This window comes from Burkholderia sp. AU33545, assembly GCF_020419685.1.
Lineage (GTDB): Bacteria > Pseudomonadota > Gammaproteobacteria > Burkholderiales > Burkholderiaceae > Burkholderia > Burkholderia diffusa.
The window spans coordinates 347,648-374,488 of the sequence record NZ_JAIZRQ010000006.1; the positions used below are offsets into that span (position 1 = coordinate 347,648).

Sequence of the window (26,841 nt, forward strand, 5' to 3'; positions counted from 1 at the left end):
AAGCCCCGCACGTATCGTGCGGGGCTTTCGTTCGCAACGGGCGGCGCGTGCTGCTTACTTCACGCGCATGCCGGGCTTCGCGCCGCTGTGCGGCTCGAGGATGTAGAGGCCCGGCTCGGCTTTCTCGTCGGCGGCCGACGCGGCGAGCACCATCCCTTCTGACAGCCCGAACTTCATCTTGCGCGGCGCGAGGTTCGCGACCATCACCGTCAGCTTGCCGATGAGCTGCTCGGGCTGGTACGCGGACTTGATGCCCGAGAACACGTTGCGGGTCTTTTCCTCGCCGATGTCGAGCGTGAGCTGCAGCAGCTTGTCCGAGCCTTCAACGGCCTGGCACGCGACGATCTTCGCAATGCGCAGGTCGACCTTCGCGAAATCGTCGATCGAGATCGGACCGTCGTCGGCACCGTTCGCGGCGGCGGCCTTCGCGTTCGCCTTGGCGTTCTTGCCTTCCTTCGCGGCGTTGGCCGCGCTCGCGGCAGCGGCGCCGGTGGCCTCGGCCTGCAGCGAATCGCGGTTCGCGGCGAGCAGCGCGTCGATCTGCTTCGGATCGACGCGCGTCATCAGGTGCTGGTACGCCTTGATCGGCTGCGCGGACGACAGCGGTTTCGCGGCGTCGGCCCACGTGAGCGGCGCGATCCCGAAGAAGGTCTCGACGGCTTCGGCCACGCGCGGCATCACCGGCTTCAGCGCGAGCGACAGCAGGCGGAATGCCTCGAGGCTCACGCTGCAGGTTTCGTGCAGCGCGACCGCGTTGGCCGGATCCTTCGCGAGTTCCCACGGCTTCGCGCCGTCGACGTACGCGTTCACTTCGTCAGCGAGTTCCATCGTCTGGCGCAGCGCGCGGCTGTATTCGCGCGCTTCGTAGTGCGCGGCGATCGCGGGAATCGCATCGCGCAGCTTCGCGACGAGCGGATGGTTCATCGCGCTGTCCTGCACGCGGCCGTCGAAGCGCTTGAGCAGGAAGCCGGCCGCGCGGCTCGCGATGTTCACGTACTTGCCGACGAGATCGCTGTTCACGCGCGCCTGGAAATCGTCGAGGTTCAGGTCGATGTCTTCCATCGTCGCGTTCAGCTTCGCGGCGAAGTAGTAGCGCAGCCATTCCGGGTTCAGGCCGGTGTCGATGTAGCTCTGCGCGGTGATGAACGTGCCGCGCGACTTCGACATCTTCGCGCCGTCGACCGTCAGGAAGCCGTGCGCGAACACGTTGGTCGGCGTGCGATGGCCCGAGAACTCGAGCATCGCCGGCCAGAACAGCGTGTGGAAATACAGGATGTCCTTGCCGATGAAGTGGTACTGCTCGGCGGTCGAGCCCGACCGGATCCACGCGTCGAAGTCGATGCCCTTGCGGTCGCACAGGTTCTTGAAGCTTGCGTAATAACCGACCGGCGCGTCCAGCCACACGTAGAAGTACTTGCCGGGTGCGCCAGGGATCTCGAAGCCGAAGTACGGCGCGTCGCGCGAGATGTCCCAGTCGGCGAGGCGGGCTTCGCCGGCGTCGCCGAGCCATTCGCGCATCTTGTTGGTGGCTTCAGGCTGAGCGAGGCCGCTGACCCATTCGCGCAGGAACGACTCGCAGCGCGGGTCGGACAGGCGGAAGAAATAGTGCGTCGACGTCTTGCGCACCGGCGTCGCACCGGACACGACCGAATACGGATTCAGCAGTTCCGTCGGCAGATAGGTCGAACCGCACACTTCGCAGTTGTCGCCGTACTGATCCTTCGCGTGGCACTTCGGGCATTCGCCCTTGATGAAGCGGTCCGGCAGGAACATTTCCTTGACCGGGTCGTACGCCTGCTCGATCTCGCGCTCGGCGATCAGGTCGTTTTCCTTCAGCGCGAGGTAGATCTTCTCGCTCAGCACGCGGTTCTCGTCCGAGTCGGTCGAGTAGAAGTTGTCGAACGACACGCCGAAGCTGTCGAAATCGCGCTTGTGCTCGGTCCACACGCGGTCGATCAACTGCTTCGGCGTCAGGCCTTCCTTCTCCGCGCGCAGCATGACCGGCGTGCCGTGCGTGTCGTCGGCGCCGATGTAGTAGACCTCGTGGCCGTGCATTCGAAGCGTCCGCACCCAGATGTCGGTCTGGATGTACTCGACCAGGTGGCCGATGTGGATCTGGCCATTGGCATAGGGCAGTGCGGACGTAACGAGGATCTGGCGGCTGCCTTGCGGCGCCGCAGCCTGCACGGAAGTGAGGTCGGATGCGGACATAGGGTCTGTAGAAGAACGGCGGAAACGACGGAAACTGCGATTCTAGCAGGGGCGCGGGCAGGTCAGCCGGCGCGGGCGCCATGGCGCGGACGCAGGACGGGGCGGGGCCGCCGTGGCGGCTTGCCCGGTGGCGCAATGCTGCGGCGCAGCATACGAATTCCGGGCAAAAAAAACCGGGGCGGATTCGGCCCCGGAGCAACAACGACAAGAGGAGAATGGTGACGCGCCGGCTGCGCCAGCCGCGTACCGTAAAGACAGACCGCGGGCCGCGACAGAAGTTCGAAATTTTTTTCGATTCGTTACGGATCCCGCTGGAAGCCTTGTGCGGCGGGGGCGCGTGCCCCCGTTTCCTCCTCTCGCGGCGATGCTTACTGCTGTGCTGCGCGCAGGTAGATCTCGACGCGGCGGTTTTGCGCACGGCCGGCTTCGGTCGCGTTGTCCGCGATCGGGTTCGACGGGCCCATGCCTTGTGCCGACAGGCGGCCGCCGGCGACGCCGCGCTGCACCAGTGCGTTCACGACGCTCTGCGCGCGGTTCTGCGACAGCGTCTGGTTCAGCTGTGCCGAGCCCGTGCTGTCCGTGTAGCCGACGATCGATGCCGTCACTTGCGGGTTCTGGTTCAGCGTCGTCGCCAGGTCGTTCAGCAGCGGCGTGAAGGCCGGCGTGATCGCGTACTGGTTCGTCGCGAACGTCACCGAGCTCGGCACGTTCAGCTTCAGCGAGCCGTCCGGCTGTTCGGTCACCTGCGTGCCCGTCTTGGCTGCCGACGGCGCGAGCTTGTTCTTGATCGCTTGCCAGTTGTAACCCGTCACGCCGCCGACCAGTGCGCCGACGCCCGCGCCGATCGCCGCGCCCTTGCCGCCACCGGCCAGCGCGCCGATGCCCGCGCCCAGCGCCGCACCCGTGCCGGTGCCGACGGCCGTATTGCTGCCTTGCTGCGTGGCGCAGCCTGCCAGCAGCGCGCCGGCGAGTGCGAAGACGGACAGGCGAGTCGCGATTTTCATGTTCATCTTGGATTCCTCTCTTGGTTGAACGAGTCGACAACGACGACAAACAACAGTTACGGCTCCCTGCACGGCCGCCCGAAAAAGGAAGGGCAGGCCCGTGCCGCGGCAGCCGCCGAGGCGGCCGCATGCCCTGTTCGTCAGCGGGGCTGTTCCGGACAGGGCGACGCATCAGCCTCTACAATATAGGCGGTTAGTGGCCGATTTGGCCCCATAGCATGCCGCACGCGAAGATTGCTCCGACGCGCGCGTTCGCGCAATGGCGTGCAACAGATTCTTTCACTTTTCCCGATTTTCGCAGCGTTATTTGATATTTCTTGACGTTTGCGCGCGAGAAAAACGTTTTCACGGAGTTTCAATGAGCATTGACCGGGCACAAGTCGACGCCGCACTGGCGGCTGTCGTCGACCCCAATACCGGCCGTCCGTACGCGGCGAACAAGGGCGTGCGCAACGTCGCGATCGACGGCGACGTCGTGGCGGTGGACGTGGTGCTCGGCTATCCCGCGCGCAGCCAGCACGACGACGTGCGCGCACGCATTGCCGATGCGCTGAAGGCCGTGCCGGGCGTGCGCGACGCGCGCGTCGCCGTGTCGCAGGAGATCGTCGCGCACACGGTGCAGCGCGGCGTGAAGCTGCTGCCGAACGTGAAGAACATCGTCGCGGTCGCATCGGGCAAGGGCGGCGTCGGCAAGAGCACGACGGCCGTGAACCTCGCGCTCGCGCTCGCCGCGGAAGGCGCGTCGGTCGGCATTCTCGACGCCGACATCTACGGTCCGTCGCTGCCGACCATGCTCGGCATTCACGGCCAGCGCCCCGAGTCGCCGGACAACCAGTCGATGAATCCGCTGGTCGGCCATGGGCTGCAGGCGAACTCGATCGGCTTCCTGATCGAGGAAGACAACCCGATGGTGTGGCGCGGCCCGATGGCGACATCGGCGCTCGAGCAGCTGCTGCGGCAGACCAACTGGCGCGAGCTCGACTACCTGATCGTCGACATGCCGCCGGGCACGGGCGACATCCAGCTCACGCTCGCGCAGCGCGTGCCGGTGACGGGCGCCGTGATCGTGACGACGCCGCAGGACATCGCGCTGCTCGACGCGAAGAAGGGCCTGAAGATGTTCGAGAAGGTCGGGATTCCGATCCTCGGTATCGTCGAGAACATGAGCATCCACGTCTGCTCGAACTGCGGCCACGAAGAGCACATCTTCGGCGCGGGCGGTGCCGAGCGGATGGCCCGGGATTACGGTGTGAACGTGCTCGGCAGCCTGCCGCTCGACATCGCGATCCGCGAGCGCGCCGACAGCGGCACGCCGACGGTCGTGGCCGAACCGGACGGCGCGCTGGCGCGGCGCTACCGCGATATCGCGCGCGGGGTCGCGCTGGCGATCGCCGAGCGCGCGCGCGATATGACGTCGAAGTTCCCGTCGATCGTTGTTCAAAATACGTAAAACCCTTGCGGGGCGGGGCCTCACGCTGTTTACGGCGCCGCGAGGCGCGGTATCATGGCGACTTTTCCCGGGTCCCTTTACCCGCCCGGCATGGCCGCCGTGTCGAACGGCCGCCAGCCGGCATGAGGATCGAATGAACCAACGACATCACGGCGTGCACGCCGGCCGCGCGCGGCGCGCGCTGCTGGCCGCCGCCGCGCTGGGCCTGCTGGCCGGCTGTACCTCTTTTTCCTCGTCGCACGAAAAGCGCGCCGACGCGCAACTGCAGCCGACCGTCGGCTCGCAGGCACGCGGTGCGGTGACGTTCGTCGAACGCCCGGACGGCGTCCAGGTCACGTACAACCTGGCCGGCCTGCCGCCGAACAGCGATCACGCGCTGCAGGTGCACGAGCGCGGCGACTGCAACGCGGGCGACGGCTCGAGCGCCGGCCAGGTGTTCGCGCCGGCAGCCGACCGGCTGCGCGCGGGCGCGCGAGTCGCCGGCGATCTCGGCAACATCCATGCGGATGCGAACGGCGTGGCGGCGGGTTTCATCGTCGCGCCCGATCTGGCCCTCGACGGTGTGCGCTCCGCGCTGAATCGCGCGGCGCTGGTGCACCGCGACCCGAGCGACCCGGCGTTTCCACAGCACGGCGCGGGGCCGGCGCTCGCGTGTGGCGTGATCCGATGACGGACGCCGCATGCGCGGGCCGATGATCGCGTAAAATGTGCGCCTTTCCCGGCCGCGGCCTCGCGGGTCCGGCCCTCACCGACTGTCACGCAGCGTTTCCAGGCGCCCTGTTATGAGCATCAAGTCCGACAAGTGGATTCGGCGCATGGCCGAAGAACACAAGATGATCGAGCCGTTCGTGCCCGATCAGGTTCGCGCGTCCGAGGACGGTCGCAGGATCGTCAGCTACGGCACGTCGAGCTACGGCTACGACATTCGCTGCGCGGACGAATTCAAGATCTTCACGAACATCAATTCGACGATCGTCGATCCGAAGAACTTCGACGAGGGTTCGTTTGTCGATTTCAAGGGCGACGTGTGCATCATCCCGCCGAACTCGTTCGCGCTGGCCCGCACCGTCGAATATTTCCGCATCCCGCGCACCGTGCTCACCGTCTGCCTCGGCAAGTCGACGTACGCGCGCTGCGGGATCATCGTCAACGTGACGCCGTTCGAACCCGAGTGGGAAGGCTACGTCACGCTGGAATTCTCGAATACCACGCCGCTGCCCGCGAAGATCTACGCGAACGAAGGTGTCGCGCAGGTGCTGTTCTTCGAAAGCGACGAAGTGTGCGACGTGTCGTACGCCGATCGCGGCGGCAAGTATCAGGGTCAGCGCGGTGTCACGCTGCCGAAAACCTGATCTGGTTGCATAACGTCTCACCAGTTTCCGGGTGACCGCTGCGCGTGACGCGCCGCGGTCGTTCTTTTTGGAGAATCGCCCATGAAGTTTCGTTTCCCCGTCGTCATCATCGACGAAGATTTCCGCTCCGAGAACATCTCGGGCTCCGGCATCCGGGCGTTGGCCGAAGCGATCGAGAAGGAGGGCGTCGAAGTCCTCGGCCTCACGAGCTACGGCGATCTGACGTCGTTCGCGCAGCAGTCGAGCCGCGCGTCGTGCTTCATCCTGTCGATCGACGACGACGAACTCATGCTCGGCGAAACGGGCCCGGACGGCGAGCTGCCCGAGCTCGCGACCGCGATCATCGAGCTGCGCGCGTTCGTCACCGAAGTGCGCCGCCGCAACGCGGACATCCCGATCTTCCTGTACGGCGAAACGCGCACGTCGCGCCACTTGCCGAACGACATCCTGCGCGAACTGCACGGCTTCATCCACATGTTCGAGGACACGCCGGAGTTCGTCGCGCGCCACATCATCCGCGAGGCGAAGGTCTATCTCGACTCGCTCGCGCCGCCGTTCTTCAAGGAGCTGGTGAAGTACGCGGACGAAGGCTCGTACTCGTGGCACTGCCCGGGCCACTCGGGTGGCGTCGCGTTCCTGAAGAACCCGCTCGGCCAGATGTTCCACCAGTTCTTCGGCGAGAACATGCTGCGCGCCGACGTCTGCAACGCGGTCGACGAACTCGGCCAGCTGCTCGATCACACGGGCCCGGTCGCGGCGTCCGAGCGCAACGCGGCGCGCATCTTCAGCGCGGACCACCTGTTCTTCGTGACCAACGGCACGTCGACGTCGAACAAGATCGTCTGGCATGCGACGGTCGCGCCCGGCGACATCGTGCTGGTCGACCGCAACTGCCACAAGTCGATCCTGCACGCGATCACGATGACGGGCGCGATTCCGGTGTTCCTCACGCCGACGCGCAATCACTTCGGCATCATCGGGCCGATCCCGCGCGACGAATTCAAGCCGGAGAACATTCGCAAGAAGATCGAGGCGAACCCGTTCGCGCGCGAGGCGCTGCGCGAGAACCCGGACATGAAGCCGCGGATCCTGACGATCACGCAGAGCACGTACGACGGCGTCGTCTACAACGTCGAGATGATCAAGGACCTGCTCGGCGACCTGCTCGACACGCTGCACTTCGACGAAGCGTGGCTGCCGCACGCGACGTTCCACGATTTCTACCGCGACATGCACGCGATCGGCGACGGCCGTCCGCGCACGGGCGCGCTCGTGTTCGCGACGCACTCGACGCACAAGCTGCTCGCGGGCATCTCGCAGGCGTCGCAGATCGTCGTGCAGGATTCGGAGAACCGCACGTTCGACAAGCACCGCTTCAACGAGGCGTACCTGATGCACACGTCGACGAGCCCGCAGTACGCGATCATCGCGTCGTGCGACGTCGCGGCCGCGATGATGGAACCGCCGGGCGGCACCGCGCTCGTCGAGGAATCGATCGCCGAGGCGATCGACTTCCGCCGCGCGATGCGCAAGGTCGACGCCGAATACGGCGACGACTGGTTCTTCAGCGTGTGGGGGCCGGACAACCTGTCGGCAGAAGGCATCGGCTCGCGCGAGGACTGGATGCTGAAGCCGAACGACCACTGGCACGGCTTCGGCCCGCTGGCGGAAGGCTTCAACATGCTCGACCCGATCAAGGCGACGATCATCACGCCGGGGCTCGATGTCGACGGCGAGTTCGGCGAAACGGGCATTCCGGCCGCGATCGTCACGAAGTATCTGGCCGAGCACGGGATCATCGTCGAGAAGACCGGCCTGTACTCGTTCTTCATCATGTTCACGATCGGCATCACGAAGGGCCGCTGGAACTCGATGGTGACCGAGCTGCAGCAGTTCAAGGACGACTACGACAACAACCAGCCGCTGTGGCGCGTGCTGCCGGAATTCGTCGCGCAGCATCCGCGCTACGAGCGTGTCGGCCTGCGCGACCTGTGCACGCAGATCCACGACGTGTACCGCGCGAACGACATCGCGCGCCTGACGACGGAAATGTACCTGTCGGACATGGAGCCGGCGATGAAGCCGTCGGACGCGTTCGCGAAGCTCGCGCACCGCAAGATCGACCGCGTGCCGCTCGACGAGCTCGAAGGCCGCGTGACGAGCATCCTGCTCACGCCGTACCCGCCGGGCATCCCGCTGCTGATTCCGGGCGAGCGCTTCAACAAGACGATCGTGAACTACCTGCGGTTCGCGCGCGACTTCAACGAGCGCTTCCCGGGCTTCCACACCGACATCCACGGCCTCGTCGCGGAAGAGGTGAACGGCCGCGTCGAGTACTTCGTCGATTGCGTGCGCGACTGATGGCGACGCAGGGACGAATCCGGACGATGCGTGCGGCGTTGGCCGCGCTCGTCGTCTGGGCGGCAGGGGCGGCCGGGCTGGCGGGCGTGGGTGTCGCACGCGCGGAAGTCGCGGCGGCCGATCCGATCGACGTCGCGATGCGGCAGTGTCTCGCGCGGCGCGACCGGTCGTCGACGGCCGGCCAGATCCAGTGCATGGGCGAAGCGCAGCAGCAGTGGCAGGCGGTGATGGACGGCGCGTACCAGCGCCTGTCGAACAATGCGCCGGCCAACGTGAAGCGCGGCTGGCAGGACAGCCAGCGCCGCTGGGTCACGTGGCGCAAGGATGAAGTTCATCTGCTGAAAGCCGTGTACGACACGACGCGCGGCACCGCGTACGCGATGTCGAGCGCCGACATGCAGTTGCAGCCCGTGCGCGATCGCGCATTGGCGCTGCGCGCGGCGGCCGACCGCTACGCGCTGCCGCCTGCCGCCGTGCCGGTGGCGGCCACGAGCGGTGCGCAAGGCGACCCCCAGGGCGGTGCGGGCACGGCGCCGGGCACAGCCGCGCCAGCCGGCGGCAAGCCGGCGAACGCGCCGCGCGATTCGGCGATAAGCCGCGTGCGGCCGTGTGTGCAGGATGCCGCGTGCGAGCACGCGCTGTTCGATTTGAACCGCTATTACCAGAAGCTGCGTCGCAAGATGCCCGCGCATTCGGCCGCGACACTCGTGCGCGCGCAGCGCGCGTGGGTCGCGTTCAGCGATGCGACGGCGCCGCTCGTCGGCGAGGACGGACGCGTCGACCTGATCGGCGCGCGCATCGCGACGATGAAGCGGCTGTCGGAGACGGCCGGCAACAACTGACGATCGCCGCGACGCCGGTCATTCGGCGCGGCAACGGAAAACGGGCACCCGAGGGTGCCCGTTTGCATATGGCGTGCCGCGAGCGGCGCCTACCCGCGCTGCTGCGTGTCCAGACGGCCGAACCACGACGGCACGAACGCGACCGCATCGTCGAGCGACGCGAGCACGTGCAGGCTCAGCGCGACGATCTCGGGCGTCGGTGCCTTCAGGTCGGGCACGGTGACGACCGATGCGCCCGCGCCGGCGGCCGATTGCGCGCCGAAGTCGCTGTCCTCGAACGCGACGCACGCGTGCGCCGGCACGCCGAGGCGTTCGGCCGCGAGCCGGTACACGGCCGGGTCGGGTTTGCCGCGCGCGACTTCGTCGCCGCCCGCGATCGCGTGGAAGAACGGCAGCACGCCGACCGCGTCGAGCCGCGCACGGATCACGTCGCGCGCGGACGACGATGCGACCGCGCACGGAATGCCGGCCTGCGCGAGCGTCTCGAGCAGCGCCAGTGCGCCGGACTTCAGCGGAAATTTCGGATGAGGTTCGGGCGCGGCGAGCCGTTCGCGCACGAGGGTGCGCACGGCGTCGAACGTGTCGGTGTCGCCGATCAGCCGCGCGAGAATGACCTGGCCCTCGGCGAACGAGCGGCCGACGATCTGCAGGTAGTCGATCTCGGTCAGCACGACGCCGTGCGCGGTCGACACGTCGATCCACGTGTTCATGATGGTCCGCTCGGAATCGACGAGCAGGCCGTCCATGTCGAAGAGCGCGGCGGAGAAGGTCATCGGCGGTATCCGGGAAGCGGGAAGGGCGTCGGGCGGCACGACGGCCGCCCGAGTGAAAGACGGACGCCGAAGGCGCCCGTCCGGGCCGGCAGGCTTACTTGTCGAGCGCGGCGCGAGCGGCCTTGACCGCCGCACGCACTTGATCGGGCGCGGTACCGCCCGGATGGTTGCGGCTCGCGACCGAACCTTCGAGCGTCAGGTAGCCGAACACGTCGTCGCCGATCAGGTGCGCGACGTTCGGCAGTTCCTGCTTCATTTCGTCGAGCGAGAGGTCCGCGAGGTCGATTCCGCGATCGTCGCAGATCTTCACCGCGTGCGCGACGGCTTCGTGCGCATCGCGGAACGGCAGCCCGCGCTTCACGAGATAGTCGGCGAGGTCGGTCGCGGTCGAGAAGCCCTGCAGCGCGGCCGCGCGCATCGCGTCCGGCTTCACCGTGATGCCGGCGACCATCTCGGCGAAGATCCGCAGCGTGTCGGCGACCGTGTCGACCGTGTCGAACAGCGGTTCCTTGTCTTCCTGGTTGTCCTTGTTGTACGCGAGCGGCTGGCCCTTCATCAGCGTGAGGAGCGCCATCAGGTGGCCGTTCACGCGGCCCGTCTTGCCGCGTGCGAGCTCGGGCACGTCCGGGTTCTTCTTCTGCGGCATGATCGAGCTGCCGGTGCAGAAGCGGTCGGCGATGTCGATGAAGCCGACGCGCGGGCTCATCCACAGCACGAGTTCTTCGGAGAAGCGCGACACGTGCGTCATCACGAGCGCGGATGCCGCCGTGAATTCGATCGCGAAGTCGCGATCCGACACCGCGTCGAGCGAGTTCGCGCAGATGCCGTCGAAGCCGAGCGTCTTCGCCACGGCGTGACGGTCGATCGGGTAGCTGGTGCCGGCGAGCGCGGCCGCGCCGAGCGGCAGGCGGTTCACGCGGGTGCGGCAGTCGCGCATGCGCTCGGCGTCACGCGTGAACATTTCGACGTACGCGAGCAGGTGATGGCCGAACGTGACCGGCTGCGCGACCTGCAGGTGGGTGAAGCCCGGCATGATCGTGTCGGCGTTCTTCTCCGCGAGGTCGATCAGCGCGCCGCGCAGGTCGTTCAGGAGGCCGCCGATGCGGTCGATCTCGCCGCGCAGCCACAGACGGATGTCGGTCGCGACCTGATCGTTGCGCGAGCGGCCCGTGTGCAGGCGCTTGCCGGCGTCACCGATCAGCGCGGTCAGGCGCGCCTCGATGTTCAGGTGGACGTCCTCGAGATCCAGCTGCCATTCGAATTCGCCGCGTTCGATCTCGCCCTTGATCTGCGTCATCCCGCGTTCGATCGCGGCGAGGTCGTCGGCGCTGATGATCTTCTGCGCCGCGAGCATGCTCGCGTGCGCGAGCGAGCCGGCGATGTCGACGAGCGCGAGGCGCTTGTCGAAAAACACCGACGACGTGTAGCGCTTGACCAGCTCCGACATCGGTTCCGAGAAGCGGGCCGACCAGGCCTCGCCCTTTTTGTGCAGTTGGGACGTCATGGCGATTCTTCGAAGGGGAGTTGGGCGGCGTGCGCCGCCGAGGGAATCCCGCAATTCTAGCATTCGCGGGGCTGGCGGCCGGCGCGCGCGTCGGCCGCGAACGGGCGCGGATTACCGGGGGCCGCAGGTCAGCGGTCCGATCCGCGGCAGCGTGCCGTCGTCCGGGCGCCGGTACGTGAATTCGACGGCGCAGTCGCGGCCGCCGCCCGAGATTTCGAGGTGATTGTTCTGGACGAGGCCGTCGACGAAGGTCAGGCCGTCGTAGCCGACGATCGTGCGCTGGCCGCTTTCGACGTGGCGAACGTCGAGGCCGGGCGGCAGCGGCGTGCCGTCCGGCGCGCGCAGCGTCTGCGCATCGATCACCGCGACGATCAGCTTCTGAGCCGCCTCAATCGCGCACGAGCACGACCAGCTTCAGGTCTTCGCGGTGCGCGGGCTTCAGCGTGATCTGCTGGTACACGAGCCGGCCGTCGACCGGATGGTCGAACTCGCGCAGGCCGCCTTCGCGCTCGAACACGTCCTGCGATGCCCAATACTGCGCGAACGCATCGCTGCCGGCCATCAGCGCGTCGATCAGCGCGCGGGTCGGCGCATCGGCGAGGTGGCGGATCGAGTCGGCGCGGAATTCGGCCGCGAGCCGGCGCGCGCGGGTTTCCCAGTCGACGATCAACGTGCGCGCGGCCGGCGCCATGAACGTGAAGCGCAGCAGGTTGCGGTCGTGCTCGCCGTCGAGCCAGCCCGTGAACAGCGCGGCGGCCGGCGCGTTCCATGCGAGCGCGTTCCATTGCCGGTCGAGCACGTATGCAGGCGTGGCGATCGCGGCGACGGTCGCCGCGAGCGTGGGCGGCAGGTCGCCAGCCGCGACGTCGGGCTCGGCCGGATCGCGCTGCGCGGCCAGTTCGAACAGGTACGCGCGTTCGGCCTTCGAGAGTTGCAGCGCGACGGCGATCCGCGCGAGCGCATCGGCCGACGCCGACACCGGGCGGCCCTGCTCGATCCACGTGTACCAGGTCGGGCTGACGCCGCACAGCTGCGCGACTTCCTCGCGCCGCAGCCCCGGCGTGCGGCGGCGCGGGCCGGGCGGCAGGCCGACGGCCTGAGGCGACAGCCGTTCGCGGTGCGCGCGGATGAATTCGCCGAGGGCGCGGGCGGGCGTGGCGTCGAGCGGCGGGGTGGGGGCGGAGGACGGCTGGTTCATGCGGAAACGGCTGAAACGACAAAAAGGGGCGCGCGACGCGCGGCGTAGATCGGGCCGGAAATCAGGCAGGTGTAACAAATACCAGAATAACTGCTTAACTTGTACTGGTACAAGCGCGGCCCTATTGTAGCGATTCGCGCGCTGGCAGGCAGCGGGCGTCCCACCCAACGAAGGAGCGAACGATGAAACACCACGACCAGGTCGCCGACGCATTCGGCACGACGGCCGCCGCCTACCTGACGAGCACGGTCCACGCGACGGGCGCCGATCTGCAGGCGCTGGCGGACACCGTGCGCGCGACGCCCGACGCCGCGGTGCTCGATCTCGGTTGCGGTGCGGGCCATGCGAGCTTTGCGGTCGCGCCGCACGTGCGCGACGTGGTCGCCTACGATCTCGCGGCGCCGATGCTCGCGACCGTCGCCGCCGCCGCGCGCGAGCGCGGGCTCGCGAACATCCGCACGCAGCAGGGGCCGGCCGAACGGCTGCCGTTCGAAGCCGGCACTTTCGACTGGGTAATCAGCCGGATGAGCGCGCACCACTGGCACGACGTGAGCGCTGCGCTTGCGGAGGTGCGTCGCGTGCTGAAGCCGGGCGGCCGCGTGCTGATGATCGATATCGCGGGCAACGATCATCCGCTGCTCGACACGTATCTGCAGGCCGCCGAAGTGCTGCGCGACGCGTCGCACGTGCGCGACTACCGTGCCGACGAATGGCTCGCGATGTTTCGCGGCGCCGGGTTCGACGCACACGTGCAGAGCCGCTGGCGCCTGCCGATCGATTTCGACACATGGGTCGAGCGCATCCGCACGCCGGCCGACAGCGTCGCGGGCATCCGCGCGCTGTGGGCGCATGCGCCAGACGAGGTGCGCGGCTACTACGCAGTGCAGCCGGACGGGTCGTTCGAGCACGATGCGCTGCTGATCGACGCGCAATGAGCGTATGGGGCGACACGGCGGCCGGCGCCGTCGTGCCGTTCCATGAGAAAAAGCCGCGATACGCGTGGTTGCGTATCGCGGCTTTCGTTTTGCGGGGCGCGTTTCGCAACGCCGGCGCGGCGCGGAGCAGGCCCGCGCCGCGCACGGATCAGCCCGTATTGCGCAGGCCGGCCGCGATCCCGTTGATGGTCAGGTGAATCCCGCGGCGCAGCCGCGCGTTCGTGTCGCCCGCGCGGTGACGCTTGATCAGCTCGACCTGCAGGTGGTTCAGTGGATCGAGATACGGGAAGCGGTTCTTGATCGAGCGCGCGAGCAGCGGGTTGGTCGCGAGGCGGCCAGCGTGCCCGGTGATTTCCGCGAGCGCCTGCGACGTGCGCTCCCATTCCGCGACGATCCGCTCGAACACGTGCTTGCGCAGCTTGCGGTCGGCGACCAGCTGCGCATAGCGCGACGCGACCGCGAGATCGGTCTTCGCAAGCACCATGTCCATGTTCGACAGCAGGTTCGCGAAGAACGGCCACGTCTTGTTCATCTTCTTGAGCAGCGTCAGGCGCTTGGTGCGTTCGGCCGCGTCCGGCGCGCCGTCGAGATACGCGCTCACCGCGCTGCCGAAGCCGTACCAGCCCGTCAGCAGCAGTCGGCACTGGCCCCACGAGAAGCCCCACGGAATCGCACGCAGGTCTTCGATCCTGCGGTTCTTCGGATCCTGCAGCTTGCGCGAGGCCGGGCGGCTGCCGATGTTCAGTTCGGCGATCTCGGTGATCGGCGTCGACGAGAAGAAGTAGTCGGTGAAGCCGGGCGTTTCATAGACGAGCGCGCGATACGACGCCATCGCGGCGTCGGACAGTGTCTGCATCGCGGCTTCGAACGCGGGTAGCTGCGCGGGCGCGTTCGATTGCGGCAGCAGCGACGCCTCGAGCGTCGCGGCGACCACGGTCTCCAGATTGCGCCGGCCGATCTCGGGGTTCGCGAACTTGCTCGCGATCACCTCGCCCTGTTCCGTCAGGCGGATCTGGCCGTTCACGGTGCCCGGCGGCTGCGACAGGATCGCCTGGTAGGTCGGGCCGCCTCCGCGGCCGACCGTGCCGCCGCGGCCATGGAACAGCCGCAGCGTGATCTTGCGTTCGCGGAACAGGTCGACGAGCGCGAGCTCCGCACGATACAGCTCCCAGTTCGATGTCAGGAAGCCGCCGTCCTTGTTGCTGTCCGAGTAGCCGAGCATCACTTCCTGCTCGGCACCCTGGTGCGCGATCAGCGCGTCGATGCCCGGCAGTGCGAAGTATTCGCGCATGATGCGCGCAGCGTCGCGCAGGTCCGGGATCGTCTCGAACAGCGGAATCACCATCAGGCCATTGCGCGCGCTGTCGTGAGCGGCGCCGAATGCGCCTTCGAGCAGCCCGGTTTCCTTCTGCAGCAGCAGGACTTCGACGAGGTCGCTGACCGTCTCGGTGTGCGAAATGATGTAGTTGCGTACCGCACGCGGGCCGAACTGCGCACGCACCTCGCGTGCCTTCTCGAACACGCCCAGCTCGCTTTGCGCGAGCGCCGAGTATTCGATGTACGGCGAGCGCAGCGGGCGCGGATCGGCCAGCGCGGCAAGCAGCGCGATCAGCTTGTCGTCCTCGGAGAGCGACGCGTAATCCGCATGTACGCCGGCACGCGCGAACAGCTCGGCGACCACGGCTTCGTGGATGTCGGAGCTCTGGCGCAGGTCGATGCTCGCGAGATGGAATCCGAACACTTCGGCCGCGCGCACGAGCGGTGCGAGGCGCGGCGCGGCGAGCGACGTGCCGTGGTGTTCGTCGAGCGAGGCGGTCAGCACCTTGAGGTCGGCGACGAAGGCTTCGGAATCGGCGTAGGGCACCGCGCGCACCGGCGGCGCGCCGCGGCCGGCGCTGCGCACCGGCACCGTGCCTTCGCCCAGTCGTACGCGCGCGCTTGCGGCGAGCCGTGTGTAGATGCCGATCAGCGCACGGCGATACGGTTCGTCGACACGGTGCGGCGACTGGTCGGGCGACGCGGCCGCGAGCGCTTTCACGGCGTCGTTCGCGCCGACCAGCAGGTTCGACACCGACAGCTCGGCGCCGAGCTTGTGCACCTGTTCCAGATAGTGTTCGAGAATCACCGCGGACTGGCGGTTGATCGCTTCTTCGAGCGTCGGGGCGGTCACGTTCGGGTTGCCGTCGCGGTCGCCGCCGATCCAGCTGCCCATCTGGAAGAATGCGGGCACGCGCGCGGACAGGCCGTGCTCGGCGAGCGCGGCCTCGATGTCGCCATACAGCGCGGGCAGTTCGTCAAGGAACGTCGCGCGGTAGTACGACAGCGCGTTCTCGATCTCGTCGCCGACCGTCAGGCGCGCGTCGCGCAGCATGCGGGTCTGCCACAGCGCGGTCACGCGTGCGCGCAGCATCGATTCGTTGTACGAGCGTTCGCGCGCCGTCAGCGGCTGGTCACGCTCGGCGAGCAGGCGCGCGATGTCGTGCTGCGCGTCGAGGATGCTCTTGCGCTGCACTTCGGTCGGATGCGCGGTCAGCACCGGCACGATCAGCGCATCGTCGAAGAAGCGCTGCAGCAGGCGCTTCGACGCGTTGCCGGTCGTCTTCAGCTGCTCGAGCGCGTACGCGACGGTGCCGGGCTGTGCCGCGGATCCGGCCAGCGCGTGGATGCGGCGGCGGCGGTTGTGATGGCGGTCTTCCGCGATGTTCGCCAGATGCGAGAAATAGCTGAACGCGCGCACGACGCTCACCGTCTGTTCCGGCGTCAGCTTGCGCAGCTTCTTCTCCAGCGTTTGTGCGGCTTCGCTGTCGTCCTCGCGGCGAAACTTCACCGCCGTCTGGCGAATGGTCTCGACGACGTCGAACACGGTGTCGCCTTCCTGTTCGCGCACGACGTCGCCGAGCAGGCGGCCGAGGTAGCGGATGTCCTCGAACAGCGGACCGTCCTTGTCCTCGCGCGTGCGGGCGCCGGGCTTCGCCGCGCCGGCCTTGCGGGCAGCCGGGCCGGCGGCCTTGGTCGCGCGTTTTGTCTGACGTATCGGGTCTTTCGGTTTCGTTGCCGGTTTCGCACGGCCGTTCGCGGCGGTGGCGATGGAGCCCGTCTGGGCGTCGGAGGAGGGCAAGGCAGCATTGCGGCGCGCCGTACGCGCCGATCCGGAAGACTTCACGATGGGTTTCCTTGGGAAAGCTCGAGTCAAAAGGGACTGCGGGGACTACGGAAACTACGGGAACTGCGGTCAAGCAACCAGCTACGTGCGGCACATCCGCGCATCGGTGTCGCCGCCGGCGCCGAAGCGCGGCGGGCGCAGGCGCCGGGCCCGGGCGGGCCGGGGCGTGCGTGCTACCATTGTTCGATCTTCAATCCCGTCCTTCGATTGTTCCTGCAATGAATTCCGAGATCTCTTCGGCACAATCCCCCGTGACGCTGACGATTGCCTCGCGCGAGAGCCGCCTGGCGATGTGGCAAGCCGAACATGTGCGTGATGCGCTGCGCAAATTATATCCAGCTTGTGACGTGAAAATCCTCGGGATGACGACCCGTGGCGATCAGATTCTCGATCGTACGCTGTCGAAGGTCGGCGGCAAGGGCCTGTTCGTGAAGGAGCTGGAGAATGCGCTCGCCGACGGTCGCGCCGACCTGGCCGTGCATTCGCTGAAGGATGTGCCGATGGCGCTTCCCGACGGCTTCGCGCTCGCCGCGATCATGGAGCGCGAGGATCCGCGCGACGCGTTCGTATCGAACGACTACGCGTCGCTCGACGCGCTGCCTGCCGGCGCGGTCGTCGGCACGTCGAGCCTGCGCCGAGAGGCGATGCTGCGTGCGCGTTATCCGCACCTGAACGTGCTGCCGCTACGCGGCAACCTCGACACGCGCCTGTCGAAGCTCGATCGCGGCGACTATGCGGCGATCATTCTCGCGGCCGCGGGCCTGAAGCGCCTTGGCCTCGAAGCGCGAATCCGCGCGCTTATCGGCGTCGAGGACAGCCCGCCGGCCGCCGGCCAGGGCGCGCTCGGCATCGAAATTGCCGCGCGTCGCACGGACGTGGCCGGATGGCTCGCGCCGCTGCACGACCCGCGGACCGCGCTCGCGGTCGAGGCCGAGCGGATGGTGTCGCGCGCGCTCGGCGGCAGCTGCGAGGTGCCGCTCGCCGCCCACGCGGTGTGGCGCGCGGGCGAGTTGTACCTGACGGGCCGCGTGTCGACGACCGACGGACAGCGCGTGCTGACCGCGGAGGAGTGCGGTGCCGTCATGACCGTCGCCGATGCGGTCGCGCTCGGCCGCGCGGTGTCCGACGAGCTCGAGGCGCAAGGCGCGCGCGACATCGTCAACGCACTGCTCGCCGGCTCGCAGGCCGGCAAGGGCGACGCCTGATGGCGGGCGGCGCGCGCGGGTTCACCGCCGTCCTGACGCGCCCGGACGGCCAGTCGGCCGCGCTTGCGGCCCAACTGGCCGAGGCCGGTTGCGACGTGCTCGAATTCCCGCTGATCGACATCGCGCCGGTCGACGATCTGGCGCCGCTCGACGCCGCGTTCGCGGCGCTTGGGCGTTACGCCCTCGTGATCTTCGTGTCGCCGAACGCGATCGACCGCGCGCTCGCGCAGTACGGCGCGATCTGGCCGAATGCGCTGCCGGTCGGTGTCGTCGGCCCCGGCAGCGTCGCGGCGCTCGCGCGCCACGGCATCGCGGCGCCCGCGCATCGCGTGATCGCGCCGCAGGCGCTCGCCGATGACGGCGTCCCGCATTACGATTCGGAACACCTGTTCGCGAGCATCGAGGCCGCGTTCGGCGGCGCGCAAGCGCTCGCCGGCCAGCACGTGCTGATCGTGCGCGGCGACGGCGGTCGCGAATGGCTCGCCGAGCGGCTGCGCGAAGCCGGCGCGGAGGTCACGCTGGTCGCCGCGTACCGGCGCGTCGTGCCCGAGCCGCGCATCGGCGCGTGGGAGCGCGTGCATGCGCTGCTCGCCGGCGCGCCGCACGCGTGGCTCGTCACGAGCTCGGAGGGCGTGCGCAACCTGCACGAACTCGCGCGCACGCATCTGAATGACGCCGAGATCGAGGCGCTGAAGCATGCGCCGCTCGTGACGCCGCACCCGCGCATCGAGCAGACCGCGCGCGCACTGGGTTTTGATAGGATTACGCTGACCGGCGCGGGCGATGAGCGCATCGTCCGCGCGTTTCGAACGATGGCCGACGAGGCCGTCCAACCGGCGACAGCCGCACCGGTGACTAAACGCATGACAGATACCAACGATTCCAAAGGCGTCGCTTCCCAGCCGGCCGCTGCATCCGCACCGCCGTCCAGTCCTCCTTATCTCGCGTCCGAACCGCATGCGCGCCGCGGTGGCAGCGCGGCGCTGTGGTTCGTCGTCGTCGTGCTCGGCTGCGCGGCGGGTGTGGGCGGCTATGCGCTGAACCGCAAGGTCGACCGGCTCGACGATTCGTTCGTCGCGCGCCAGAAGGCGCTCGATGCGCAGACGGCCGAGACCCGTACGAAGACAGAGCAGGCGCTCGCGAGCACGCATCAGGTCGACACGCAGCTCGCGCAGCTCGACGGCAAGCTCGCCGACGCGCAGAGCGCGCAGCAGGCGCTGCAGCAGCAATACCAGGACCTGTCGCGCAACCGCGACGCCTGGATGCTCGAGGAAGTCGACCAGATGCTGTCGAGCGCGAGCCAGCAACTGCAGCTGACGGGGAACACGCAACTCGCGCTGATCGCGCTGCAGAATGCCGATGCGCGCCTCGCGACGTCGCAGAGCGCGCAGGCCGTCACGGTGCGCAAGGCGCTCGCGCTGGACATCGAGAAGCTGAAAGCCGCACCGTCGGCCGACCTCACGGGCCTCGCGATCAAGCTCGACGACGCGATCGCGAAGATCGACGCGCTGCCGCTGTCGGGCGAGGCGATCGTCCCGCACGCGGCGCCGAAGGCCGTGCCGGCGGATACCGCGTCGTCGGCTGCGGCCGTGGCCGGCGAGCCGCGCTGGAAGGTGTGGTGGCATGACTTCTCGGCGGGGCTCGGCCAGCAGCTGAAGGGCCTCGTGCAGGTGCGCCGGATCGACAACGCCGACGCGATGCTCGCATCGCCCGACCAGGGCTACTTCGTGCGCGAGAACGTGAAGCTGCGCCTGCTCACCGCGCGGCTGTCGCTGCTCGCGCGCAATGACGGCGCGATGAAGGCCGACCTGCATGCGGCGCAGGCCGCGCTCGGCAAGTATTTCGACCAGGCATCGAGGGACACGCAAACCGTCGAGGATCTGCTCAAGCAGGTCGACGGCGCATCGCTGACGGTTGCCGTGCCGAACCTGAACACGAGCCTGAACGCCGTTCAGCAGTTCAAGAGTCGGGGGTAACGATGACGCTTCGAGGAATCGTCTGGCTCGCGATCCTGTTCGCGATCGCCGCGGCACTCGCCACCGTCGGCCATTTCGACGCGGGGCAGGTGCTGCTCGTCTATCCGCCGTACCGGGTCGACGTGTCGCTGAACCTGTTCGTGATCTCCATCGTCGTGTTGTTCATCGTCGTGTACGCGCTGCTGCGCATCGTGCGCAACATCTGGCGCATGCCGCAGCGGGTCGCCGCATATCGTGCGCGTTCGCGCAACGAGAAGGCTCAGGCGTCGCTGCGCGATGCGATCGCGAACCTGTACGCAGGCCGCTTCTCGCGCGCCGAGAAGGCCGCGCGCGACGCGCTCGCGGTCGATGCGAACCAGGGCGCCGCAAGTCTCGTCGCGGCGACTGCCGCGCACCGGATGCACGAGTACACGCGCCGCGACGACTGGCTGTCGAAGGTCGACGCGCCGGAATGGCAGGATGCACGGCTGCTTGCCGCGGCCGACATGCGCGCGGATGCACGCGATGCCGATGGTGCGCTCGCCGCGCTGGCCGACCTGCAGGCGGGCGGCAAGCGCATCCATGCGCAGCAGGTCGCCCTGCGCGCGCAGCAGCAGTTGAAGAACTGGGCCGAGGTGCTGAGGCTCGCGAAGGCGCTCGAGAAGCGCGAGGCGCTGCATCCGGCTGCGGCCGTGCGGCTGCGCCAGCAGGCGGCGGAGAATCTGCTGCGCGAACGCCGGCATGACCCGGACGCGCTGCTCGAGGTGTGGCAGTCGCTGTCGCCGCTCGAGCGCCAGTCGCCGCGCCTGGCCGATCTCGCGGCCGACCTGCTGGTGACGCTCGAGCGCCGCACCGAAGCGCGCCGCATCGTCGAGGACGCGCTCGCGCACAACTGGGATGCGCGCCTGCTGCGCCGCTATCCGGATACGGCCGGCGGCGATGCGTTGCCGCTGATCCAGAAGGCCGAAGGGTGGAAGAAGGATCACCCGGACGATGCCGACCTGCTGTTCGCGCTCGGCCGTCTCTGCCAGCAGCAGCAGCTGTGGGGCAAGGCGCAGTCGTTCCTCGAAGCCGCGTTGAAGCAGGCCGACAACGAGGCGCTGAAGGTGCGTGCGCACCGTGCGCTCGCACGCCTGTTCGAGCATCTTGGCGAAACCGACAAGGCGGCGAAGCACTACCGCGAAAGCGCGCTCGCGATCACCGTGGTCTGACGCGGCGGCGCTTGCCCGCTGCGCGTAAAAAAGCCCCGAACGCCAACCGGCCTTCGGGGCTTTTTCATGTATTGCCCTGCGGCAGGCACGTCGTCACGTGCCGCGTCACTTGTCGACGAGCCGCTTCGGCACCGACAGCGCGAGCAGCCCGCCGAGCACGAGGAACCCGGCGAGCATGTACATGCCCGCGTCGTTGGCGCCCGTCGCCTGCTTGAGCCAGCCCATCAAGTACGGGCTCAGGAAGCCCGCGAGGTTGCCGATCGAGTTGATCATCGCGATGCCCGCTGCGGCGGCCGCACCGCCGAGGAACGCGGTCGGCAGGCTCCAGAACAGCGGCAGCGTCGTCAGGATGCCCATCGTCGCGAGCGTGAGGCCGAGCATCGCGAGCGCCGTCTGGTGCGCCCATATCACCGACAGCACGAGCCCGAGCGCGCCGAACGCGGCCGGAATCGCAAGGTGCCAGCGTCGTTCGCGCCGCTTGTCCGCGCTGCGCGCGATCAGAATCATCGCGACCACCGCCGCCGCATACGGAACCGCCGACAGCAGGCCGATCATGAAGGTGTCGGTCACGCCGGTCGCCTTGATGATCGTCGGCAGCCAGAAGCCGACGCCGTACAGTCCCATCACGAACGAGAAGTAGATGAGCGCCATCAGCCATACGCGCGGGCTCGCCATTACCGCGCCGAGCGGCAGGTCTTCCTTGGTCGCTTCCTCCGCGTCGACGTTGCGCGCGAGCAGCGCCTTTTCGTCGTCGGTGAGCCATTTGGCCTTCGCGATCCGGTCGTCGAGCGCGAAGAATACGAGCACGCCGGCCAGCACCGACGGGATCCCTTCGAGCAGGAACAGCCATTGCCAGCCGTGCCAGCCGCTCACGCCGTTGAACGCCTTCAGGATGAAGCCGGAGAGCGGCCCGCCGATCACGCCGGACAAGGCGACTGCCGTCATGAAGAACGTCGTCATCCGGCCGCGCCGGTGCGCGGGATACCAGTAGGTGAGGTACAGGATCACGCCGGGGAAGAAGCCGGCTTCGGCGACGCCGAGCAGGAAGCGCATCACGTAGAACATCGCGGGCGTCGTGACGAACATCGTCAGGATCGAGATCACGCCCCACGTCGCCATGATGCGCGCGATCCAGACGCGCGCGCCGACCTTGTGCAGGATGATGTTGCTCGGCACTTCGAACAGGAAGTAGCCGAAGAAGAAGATCCCGGCGCCGAGCCCGTAGACCGTGTCGCTGAGATTCAGGTCGCTCGCCATCTGCAGCTTCGCGAAGCCGACGTTCACGCGGTCGAGATACGCGACCACGTAGCACAGCAGCAGGAGCGGCGTGAGCCGCCAGGACACCTTGCGGTAGGTTGCTTCCTCGAATGCGCCGGACGAGCCCGGCAGCGACTGCGTCGATGTTGCCATGTTGTCTCCAGTTCTTGTCGTTGTCCGGAGCCGGCGCGTCGGCGCCCGATCCGGTCGTGCGAAGCAATGATGATGCTTGGATGCGGCGCCGGCCGGCGATGCCGGTGCACGCAATTACGGCGGTGCGGCTAGATGCAGCGCCCGCCGTCGACTTCGAGGCAGACGCCGGTGATGAACTCGGCTTCGTCGGACGCCAGGTACAGGGCCGCGTTCGCGATGTCCTGCGGCGTCGAGAAGCGGCCGAGCGGAATCGTCGCCAGGAACCGGCGGCGATTCTCAGGTGTGTCCTCGCAGCCCATGAACTCGGTCATCAGGCCCGTCTCGCCGAGCACCGGGTTGATGCAGTTCACGCGGATCCGGTCGGCGCCGAGCTCGGCCGCGAGCGACTTGCTCGCGGTGATCATCGCGCCCTTCGTGCTGTTGTACCAAACGAGGCCCGGGCGCGGCCGCACGCCGGCGGTCGACGCAACGTTCACGAACACGCCGCCGCCCTGGGTGCGGAAATACGGCACGAACGTCTGCACGCTCCAGAACAGGCTCTTCACGTTGACGGCATACACGCGGTCGAACTCGGCTTCCGTCACGTCGAGGACCGGCTTGTTGCGGTGCGTGGTGCCGGCGTTGTTCACGACGATCTGCACCGAATGGAAATCGTCGAGCGCGGCCTGGAGCAGTGCGCGCCAGTCGGTGTCCTTCGACACGTCGCCCGCGACCGCGATCGCCTTGCCGCCCGCCAGCGCGATCTCGCTCGCGACGCGCTCGGCCGCCGCGCCGTTCAGGTCGTTGACGACGACGTTCGCGCCTTCCCGTGCATAGGTCTTCGCGATTCCCTCGCCGAAGCCTGAACCGCCGCCCGTGACGATGGCCGTCTTGCCGCTCAGCCGCATGATGTGTCTCCTGTGTTGGAATCGTGCGTGGTATTTCGGTGCGCGGCCGGTCGCGTGTGTCTGGTTCAGCCGTGCCGGATCGCGATCGTCTTCAGTGCGGTGAAGCCGTATAGCGCCTCGAAGCCTTTCTCGCGACCATGCCCCGAGTGGCCGACGCCGCCGAACGGCAGCTCGACGCCGCCGCCCGCTCCGTAGTTGTTGACGAATACCTGCCCCGCGCGCAGGCGGCGCGCGAGACGCAGCTGGCGTGCGCCGTCGCGGGTCCAGATGCCCGCGACGAGGCCGTACGGCGTGCCGTTCGCGAGCGCAATCGCCTCGTCTTCGTCGACGAAACGCATTGCGGCGAGCACCGGGCCGAACACCTCCTCCTGTGCGAGGCGGTGCGATGGCGGCACGTCGCGCAGCAGCGCGGGGGCCTGGTAGAAGCCGCTTTCGGGCGCCTCGGCGACGACCTGGCCGTGCGCGGCCATCGGAATGCCGTCGTGCTGCGCGTCGGAGAGGAAATCCCACACGCGCTGTTGCTGCTTCGCGTTGATCAGCGGGCCGCAGTCGAGATCCGCGCGGCTCGGGCCGACCCGCAGCCCGTTGAAGGCGGTGGCGAGCCGTTCGACGAGCGGCTCGTAGACCGCGCGCTCGATCAGCACGCGGCTGCCGGCCGAGCAGGTCTGCCCGCCGTTCTGCACGATCGCCGACACGAGCACGGGCAGCGCCGCGTCGAGATCGGCGTCGGCGAACACGATCTGCGGCGACTTGCCGCCGAGCTCGAGCGTGACGGGGACATGGTTCTCCGCGGCCATCTGCGTGACCAGCTTGCCGGTCGCGGGCGAGCCGGTGAACGAGATGTGGTCGATGCCGGGATGGCGCGCAAGCGCGGCGCCCGCTTCATGGCCGTAGCCGGTGACGACGTTCAGCGCACCGGAGGGCAGCCCGGCTTCGGCGGCCAGCTCGGCCACGCGCAGCACGGACAGGCACGCATCCTCGGCCGGCTTCACGACGCATGCGTTGCCGGCCGCGAGCGCCGCGCCGACGCTGCGCCCGAAGATCTGCATCGGGTAGTTCCACGGCACGATGTGGCCGGTGACGCCGTGCGGCTCGCGCACCGTCAGCACCGTGTATCCGGCCTGATAGGGGAGGGTCTCGCCGTGCAGCTTGTCGGCGGCGCCCGCGTAGAACTCGAAGTAGCGTGCGAGCGCGGCGGCGTCGGCACGCGCCTGCTTCAACGGCTTGCCGGTGTCGCGCGCCTCGATCGCGGCGAGTTCCTCGAGGTGGTCGGCGACGCGCGCGGACAGCCGCATCAGCACGCGGCCGCGCTCGGCGGCGCTCGCCGCGCCCCACGGGCCCGAGAACGCGTCGCGGGCCGCCGCGACCGCGCGCTCGATGTCGGGCGCGGTGCCGCGCGCGATCGTTGCGAATGGCTGGCCGTCGGATGGGTCGACGACCGGAATCGTCTCCAGTTGCGCCGGCAACGTCCATTCGCCCCCGATGAAGTGCTTCGCCTCTTCCATGCCTGCTCCTGTCGACCCGAGTTAGCGCTTTAGCGCTTACTCGGGTCCCATGCTTCGCGGTCGATCCGAGTTAGCGCTTTAGCGCTTACTCGGTTCCCATGCTTCGCGGTCGATCGGACTTGGCGTTTCAGCGCTTGGTCCGGTCCCATGCAAATCTGTCGGTGTTTCAGCGGTTACCCGGATCCCATGCAACGTCGCCCGTGGTTCGGCGGCCGGACATCCGGAACGATTATCGCGCCGATCGTCATCCGGACGCCACCGGTCGATTGGCTATAATGGCGCATTCCCTGCGGGGATGCCCGCGGCGGTGCATCGGCCGCGGCGCCCTGTCCTGAATTCCCATCGACCAACAGAGAGCGCTATGAGCTTCAATCATGTTCCGGCCGGCAAGGACCTGCCGCACGATTTCAACGTGATCATCGAGATCCCCGCGCAAAGCGATCCGGTGAAGTACGAGGCGGACAAGGAACTGGGTCTCCTCGTCGTCGACCGCTTCATCGGCACGGGCATGCGCTACCCGGTGAACTACGGTTACATCCCGCAGACGCTGTCGGGCGACGGCGATCCGGTCGACGTGCTGGTGATCACGCCGTTCCCGCTGCTGGCCGGCTCGATCGTGCGTTCGCGCGTGCTCGGCATGCTGCAGATGACCGACGAGTCGGGCGTCGACGCGAAGCTCGTCGCCGTGCCGCACGACAAGGTCTGCCCGATGACGGCGAACCTGAAGTCGATCGACGACGTGCCCGAGTACCTGAAGGACCAGATCAAGCACTTCTTCGAGCAATACAAGGCGCTTGAGAAGGGCAAGTGGGTGAAGGTCGAAGGCTGGGCCGGCATCGACGCCGCGCACAAGGAAATCGCCGACGGCGCCGCGAACTACAAGAAGTAAGCCGGCAGGCCGGCCTCGCGGCCGGTTCGTTCGGAACGCAAACCGCGCGTGTCTCCTCAGGAGGCCGCGCGGTTTTGTTTTGCGCGCGGGATGGCGCGTGCGAGGGTTTTCTTGCGGGCCGCAGCGGGCTGGGCGCCCGCACTTGCCGCAGTCTTCGCACGTTTCGCTTCCGTTGCGCGGCGTGCGGGGGCAACGGGGGGCGCGACGGCCTCGATGATTTCGGCTGCGCCCCTCCTTGCCGACGAACGCCCGCGCGCCGGGGCGGAAGCAGGGGCGGCGCGTCCGTCCGCGGCGGGTTTGCCGCCGGTTGCCGCCGCTTTCCGTTTCGGCGATGCGTTCGTGACCGGCTTGCCCCGTTTTGCCGGCGTGCCGCGCGAGGCGGTCTTTTTCCCTTCCGTGTCGCCGGCGGTCCTGGCACGTTTCAAGGCGACCGGCGAGGCTTTTGCCGACGTTGGTGCCGTTGCGGCTCGTGCGTGCTTCGGGGTTTTCGCGGCCCCGGGCTTTTTTCCGGCAGTTCCGCTCTTCGCGGCTTTATCGCGAGCCCCTCTGGTTTCGGCCGGCTCGTTCGCAATGTCGGCGCGCTTCGCCTTCACCTTCTTCCTTCCGCGTGTGCCGTCCTGCGGCTCGGCGGCGTCGACGTTTCCGTCGAGCGACATCCCGGCCGGCAACACCGATTCGAGCGTCCTGATCCCGGCCGCCAGCTCGCGTTTCTGCGCGGCCGTGAGCCGCTTCACCCAGTACTCGGCGCGCGATGCGATCGACCGGTCGGGCAGCGGGAACGATGCGAGCACGGCGCGCGGCTTGCGCGAGCGCGTATAGCGCGCGCCCTTGCCGGACGCATGCTCGTCGAAGCGCGCGGCGACGTCGGTCGTGATGCCCGTGTAGACGCTGTCATCGGCGCACTCGATCAGATACAGAAACCAGGACATGGGAAGGCGGCGGGATGCGAAGCCGTCAGTGTCTCAGAAATGGCGTGCGTCAACGCC

Annotated in this window: 20 protein-coding genes and 1 pseudogene; 10 read left to right on the forward strand and 11 right to left on the reverse strand. The window is 68.1% G+C overall.

Annotation, left to right across the window (positions count from 1 at the left end; translation table 11 throughout):
- Positions 1–54 precede the first annotated feature (54 nt).
- Both metG and LGM71_RS21800 read right to left on the reverse strand, forming a co-directional pair.
- Complete coding sequence (gene metG / locus LGM71_RS21795; RefSeq protein WP_226116378.1) at positions 55–2,211, reverse strand: methionine--tRNA ligase; 2,157 nt, start codon at positions 2,209–2,211, stop codon at positions 55–57.
- Between the two features lie 368 nt (positions 2,212–2,579).
- On the reverse strand, positions 2,580–3,221 hold the full coding sequence (locus LGM71_RS21800; protein WP_059603759.1) for an OmpA family protein: 642 nt from the start codon (positions 3,219–3,221) through the stop codon (positions 2,580–2,582).
- A 352-nt stretch (positions 3,222–3,573) separates the two neighbouring features.
- Here LGM71_RS21800 and apbC point away from each other — a divergent pair, with 352 nt between their 5' ends.
- The 5 genes from apbC (at position 3,574) to LGM71_RS21825 (ending at position 9,220) form a co-directional block, all read left to right on the forward strand.
- Positions 3,574–4,665 carry an iron-sulfur cluster carrier protein ApbC gene (gene apbC / locus LGM71_RS21805; protein WP_151050147.1) on the forward strand — a complete coding sequence of 364 codons (1,092 nt, stop codon included), beginning with the start codon at positions 3,574–3,576 and terminating at the stop codon, positions 4,663–4,665.
- A gap of 133 nt (positions 4,666–4,798) precedes the next feature.
- Entirely contained in the window at positions 4,799–5,335 is a 537-nt protein-coding gene (sodC, locus tag LGM71_RS21810) for a superoxide dismutase [Cu-Zn] (protein WP_124621629.1), read from the forward strand.
- A gap of 112 nt (positions 5,336–5,447) precedes the next feature.
- Positions 5,448–6,017, forward strand: coding sequence for a dCTP deaminase (gene dcd, locus LGM71_RS21815; protein ID WP_006398615.1), 570 nt, complete (start codon positions 5,448–5,450; stop codon positions 6,015–6,017).
- Positions 6,018–6,098: 81 nt separating this feature from the next.
- Positions 6,099–8,378, forward strand: a complete 2,280-nt coding sequence (locus tag LGM71_RS21820; RefSeq protein ID WP_059603751.1) for an arginine/lysine/ornithine decarboxylase — start codon at positions 6,099–6,101, stop codon at positions 8,376–8,378.
- Positions 8,378–9,220, forward strand: a complete 843-nt coding sequence (locus tag LGM71_RS21825; protein WP_226116379.1) for a lysozyme inhibitor LprI family protein — start codon at positions 8,378–8,380, stop codon at positions 9,218–9,220. Before LGM71_RS21820 ends, LGM71_RS21825 begins: the two co-directional genes overlap by 1 nt.
- Before the next feature lie 89 nt (positions 9,221–9,309).
- On the opposite strand, the gene LGM71_RS21830 is transcribed toward LGM71_RS21825, so the two are convergent.
- The 4 genes and pseudogenes from LGM71_RS21830 to LGM71_RS21845 all read right to left on the reverse strand — a co-directional run bounded on the left by LGM71_RS21830 (position 9,310) and on the right by LGM71_RS21845 (position 12,695).
- Entirely contained in the window at positions 9,310–9,993 is a 684-nt protein-coding gene (locus LGM71_RS21830) for an HAD family hydrolase (protein ID WP_226116380.1), read from the reverse strand.
- Positions 9,994–10,087: 94 nt separating this feature from the next.
- A complete protein-coding gene (gene argH, locus LGM71_RS21835) occupies positions 10,088–11,497 on the reverse strand; it encodes an argininosuccinate lyase (protein ID WP_124621635.1) in 1,410 nt (469 codons plus the stop codon).
- A 111-nt stretch (positions 11,498–11,608) separates the two neighbouring features.
- Positions 11,609–11,842 (reverse strand): annotated as a pseudogene (locus LGM71_RS21840) (FimD/PapC C-terminal domain-containing protein); the annotation flags it as partial.
- Positions 11,843–11,885: 43 nt separating this feature from the next.
- Positions 11,886–12,695, reverse strand: coding sequence for a helix-turn-helix transcriptional regulator (locus LGM71_RS21845; RefSeq protein ID WP_124901053.1), 810 nt, complete (start codon positions 12,693–12,695; stop codon positions 11,886–11,888).
- Between the two features lie 182 nt (positions 12,696–12,877).
- On the opposite strand from LGM71_RS21845, the gene LGM71_RS21850 reads away from it, so the two are divergent.
- Complete coding sequence (locus LGM71_RS21850) at positions 12,878–13,630, forward strand: class I SAM-dependent methyltransferase (RefSeq protein ID WP_226116381.1); 753 nt, start codon at positions 12,878–12,880, stop codon at positions 13,628–13,630.
- 148 nt (positions 13,631–13,778) lie between these two features.
- Here LGM71_RS21850 and ppc read toward each other — a convergent pair whose 3' ends face one another.
- Complete coding sequence (gene ppc, locus LGM71_RS21855; protein ID WP_124621641.1) at positions 13,779–16,793, reverse strand: phosphoenolpyruvate carboxylase; 3,015 nt, start codon at positions 16,791–16,793, stop codon at positions 13,779–13,781.
- Positions 16,794–17,011: 218 nt separating this feature from the next.
- Here ppc and hemC point away from each other — a divergent pair, with 218 nt between their 5' ends.
- The 3 genes from hemC to LGM71_RS21870 are packed head-to-tail and all read left to right on the forward strand — an operon-like array spanning position 17,012 to position 21,164.
- Positions 17,012–17,998 carry a hydroxymethylbilane synthase gene (hemC, locus tag LGM71_RS21860; protein ID WP_059680466.1) on the forward strand — a complete coding sequence of 329 codons (987 nt, stop codon included), beginning with the start codon at positions 17,012–17,014 and terminating at the stop codon, positions 17,996–17,998.
- Positions 17,998–19,974: a fused uroporphyrinogen-III synthase HemD/membrane protein HemX gene (gene hemDX / locus LGM71_RS21865; RefSeq protein WP_226116382.1), complete on the forward strand. Its 1,977-nt coding sequence runs from the start codon at positions 17,998–18,000 to the stop codon at positions 19,972–19,974. The genes hemC and hemDX overlap by 1 nt, the downstream gene beginning before the upstream one ends.
- 2 nt (positions 19,975–19,976) lie before the next feature.
- A complete protein-coding gene (locus LGM71_RS21870; protein ID WP_226116384.1) occupies positions 19,977–21,164 on the forward strand; it encodes a heme biosynthesis protein HemY in 1,188 nt (395 codons plus the stop codon).
- A 105-nt stretch (positions 21,165–21,269) separates the two neighbouring features.
- Here LGM71_RS21870 and LGM71_RS21875 read toward each other — a convergent pair whose 3' ends face one another.
- From LGM71_RS21875 to LGM71_RS21885, 3 genes are all read right to left on the reverse strand, one after another.
- Positions 21,270–22,574: an MFS transporter gene (locus tag LGM71_RS21875; RefSeq protein ID WP_059603727.1), complete on the reverse strand. Its 1,305-nt coding sequence runs from the start codon at positions 22,572–22,574 to the stop codon at positions 21,270–21,272.
- Between the two features lie 128 nt (positions 22,575–22,702).
- Positions 22,703–23,461 (reverse strand): SDR family oxidoreductase, encoded by a 759-nt coding sequence (locus LGM71_RS21880; protein WP_226116386.1) that lies wholly within the window; start codon positions 23,459–23,461, stop codon positions 22,703–22,705.
- A gap of 65 nt (positions 23,462–23,526) precedes the next feature.
- Positions 23,527–24,966, reverse strand: coding sequence for an aldehyde dehydrogenase family protein (locus tag LGM71_RS21885; protein WP_226116388.1), 1,440 nt, complete (start codon positions 24,964–24,966; stop codon positions 23,527–23,529).
- Between the two features lie 361 nt (positions 24,967–25,327).
- On the opposite strand from LGM71_RS21885, the gene ppa reads away from it, so the two are divergent.
- Positions 25,328–25,855, forward strand: coding sequence for an inorganic diphosphatase (gene ppa / locus LGM71_RS21890; RefSeq protein ID WP_011885693.1), 528 nt, complete (start codon positions 25,328–25,330; stop codon positions 25,853–25,855).
- A 56-nt stretch (positions 25,856–25,911) separates the two neighbouring features.
- Here the strand turns inward: ppa and LGM71_RS21895 are convergent, their stop codons facing one another.
- Positions 25,912–26,784, reverse strand: coding sequence for a GIY-YIG nuclease family protein (locus LGM71_RS21895; RefSeq protein WP_226116390.1), 873 nt, complete (start codon positions 26,782–26,784; stop codon positions 25,912–25,914).
- Between the last annotated feature and the right edge of the window lie 57 nt (positions 26,785–26,841).